The sequence below is a fragment of the Microcoleus sp. Pol10D4 genome (genome assembly GCF_036701555.1).
Lineage (GTDB): Bacteria > Cyanobacteriota > Cyanobacteriia > Cyanobacteriales > Microcoleaceae > Microcoleus.
On record NZ_JAUBRA010000154.1, the window covers coordinates 1 to 2921 of the forward strand.

Consider the following 2921-nt stretch of genomic DNA (forward strand, 5'->3'; position numbering starts at 1 on the left):
CTGACTACTTTTTCTTTGAAGCATCTTCTCAAATCCCCTTGACAACTGCCATCCAAGCTTAACTTGTTACGAATGATTCCTGCCTGAGTGATTCATCGTTGCCATCACTCAGGCACTCAATTTTCCCAAGCGTTCTTCAATCCCTGCTAATTTAGCCGCTAGCAAAGTGTCTAGCTTACTGTCTAGCAATTTGTCTAGCACTGGTTCGATGTCCGAAATTTCGGACACTTGTGCTTGATGGTGGTTTGGCGGCGCTGAGACTGCCTGGTTGGCCGCTTGCTCTAAAATTCGCACTACCCAAGCGTTGACGCTCAAACCCTCTGCTGCTGCGACATCCTTAATGGTTTCGAGCAAGTCTCGACGGCCATCCAATCTCAAATTAAGCTGGCATCTGTCTGTCATGTCTAGCATCTGTCTAGTGGTTGTCTAGTTAGAGGCTAGCATTGTGTCTAGCATTTGTCTAGTAGTAGCTAGACATTGCTGTCTAGTGGTTGTCTAGTGCAATGTCTAGCAGTCGCTATTTAAAGCTTCATCAGGTCGAAAGGTTCAAACTCGAATTGCAGAACGTTCCTGACAGGCTTATCGAACCTGACCAAGTAGCTAATGCCACCACGGCTGCTGTAGATATTGTCTACAACCTCACCTCGTGCACCTTGATAAAGACCTCCGACATCCTTGACTACAACCCGATCGCCTATCTCAAAGGTTCTAGGTTTCTTGGCAGAGGTTGCCGTAGATTTAGCGGTCTCTGTAGTACGGCTCATCATTGAGGGCTTAGAGGTTTTAGGAGAAGGTGTAAAAACGTCCACACCGTCCACACTAAGGCTAGAAACTTTATCTACAGTGGATTTAAGGGTGTGGACGTTAGTGTCCACACCACGTACACAGTTGTCCACAGTTGCCTCTGAAGTTTGGTGTTTTTGTTCGCTAAGTGTGGACGTTGTGTACGTGGTGTGGATGTTGTTGTCCACAGTTGTATCGCTTACTGTGTATAGGCTTGAAGCTACTGTGGACACTGTGGACGTTGAATCTAGAGAAAACAGAATACTGCTTCCTTTTTGTGTAACCTCTCCATACTTCATGGTCATCAATTCTCCGAACCAGTCTCGGATTTTTTGCGAAGTGGGTCGGTATTTTGGGTTAAAGCTGAGTAAGACATCTCGTGCCGTTACCGTGCCCCCCTTGCGTTCTGCCAGCGAGATGATTTTGGCGAGATTACTTTCAAGTGCATCGGGACTGCAAACCTCAATATTTATGCTCAAAGCTTGCACAGTTGTGTACTCAACCCACTTGATAGCAGCAGCAACCTGACTAGCAGGAATCTTGGGAGAAACTTCAATACCTGAGTGTGATGCGTGGATACAGTGCAGGATGGTTGCGACGCGACCAACTTTCTCGGCGGCCTTACCTAACATCGCCCGCATCCCTTGTTTGGGATGATTCAGCCGGAGTCGCTGGCAGTGGTTGTAATAGTCCACAAACAACTTTCGGGCTTCCTCATCTAGCTCGAACTGCATCATCGGGATAGCATCCACCCTTTCGTAGAGCGCTTGCAGCATTGGGTTGATGTCAATCTTTGACACCCCTAAAGTTATCTGAGTTAAGGCTGGTGGCTGTTGTACAAAGTCAAATCGGGCAAAGGTTCCGTTATCGTCACTGCCATCCCCCAAAAAAGGTTCTAAGACTTTGGGCTGGATGTTTCCGTAAATAGAAAGGGAGACAGCACCGACGTTGACGGTAGTGCCGGCTGCACGTGCCACTACAGCACCATTACCGCTCCAACATTCCAGCAAGTCCTCTTTGTCACTTCCCTTGCCACTGCGGTACTGGTTGGCTGATTTGAAAAATCCTGCAAGCTCATCGCAGAGCCACAGTATCCCTTGAATGGGATTTCGACCTACCATGCCCGCTATCCCTTCCCATGTGGCTTTAGTGATGTAGGGAATTGTCTCTACAGGGGCATCAGGCGCGGGGCCCTTGTCCTCGTCCTTGCTATTTTTCCATTGTTCGAGTTCCTCTTTATAGGCTTTCTCTTGGGCATTGAACTTCTCCTGATTCTTTTGCCGCATGGCTGCCAGCGGGTCTGTAATCATGGCGTTCATTATCGGAGTCTTCATTTGACTTGACTCAGCGATCAGAGCCCCGAAGTAGCCAAAAGTCCGACACCGATACCTGTTCCATTCCTCCACAAGCATTGTGCTGCTGCCATTTTTCAAGAATCTTGAGACGCCAGAAATCAGTGCCAGCGCGTAACACTCAGGTTTGAGGTTCATGCGTCGCGCTACTTCTTCGATCGGGTCTGCCAGAGATGCGGGGAAGATTTCCGAGAGTTTGACGCTGGCAGACTTGGAGGCAAGTAGTTGCTCAATTCCGATTCTCGTGTCTTCTTTGTTAGCTTCTTGCTCGGACTCTTGTTCAAACTCGCGGTAAATTTTCCAGACATCGGCAGAGCTGACGCGGTACTTTTGGGCGAGCTCGGAGATTTTAAGCTGTAGCTGAGATTTCTTGAGGTCGGACTCTAGCAGTTCTTCAATCTCTCCCCCTAGCTCCAAGATGTGGGGAACTTGAAATTGTTCGGGGCGGACAACTTTCGAGGCTGCCTGCGGGGAAGTTTTGAGAACCTTCTTCTCTCCGATCGCCGCTTTGATATCGTCTGCGGTTATTTGGTGTTGGTCAATCCAGTCGGCGATGTCTAACCCTTTGCTTTTGGGTAAATTTTCCCAAGCTTTAGAGTTTGGGTAGGGATAAAGCCAGAGGGCGTCTGGAAATTCTTGATGCAATAGTTCAGCGTGCTTGATTCCCGGTTCATCGCGATCGGGAATAATTACAACCTTTGCACCCTCTAACCCACATTCCGCAGGTCTTTAAATAGAATTGATGGTTATAAAATTTAAAAATTCAAGCCTGAAGTGATTACTCGG

General features: G+C 48.1%; 2 protein-coding genes. Both read right to left on the reverse strand.

Annotation, left to right across the window (positions count from 1 at the left end; all coding sequences use genetic code 11):
- Positions 1–108: 108 nt before the first annotated feature.
- On the reverse strand, positions 109–402 hold the full coding sequence (locus QUA36_RS31030) for a hypothetical protein (RefSeq protein ID WP_333460140.1): 294 nt from the start codon (positions 400–402) through the stop codon (positions 109–111).
- Positions 403–521: 119 nt separating this feature from the next.
- Positions 522–2780, reverse strand: coding sequence for a DUF3987 domain-containing protein (locus QUA36_RS31035; RefSeq protein ID WP_333460141.1), 2259 nt, complete (start codon positions 2778–2780; stop codon positions 522–524).
- Between the last annotated feature and the right edge of the window lie 141 nt (positions 2781–2921).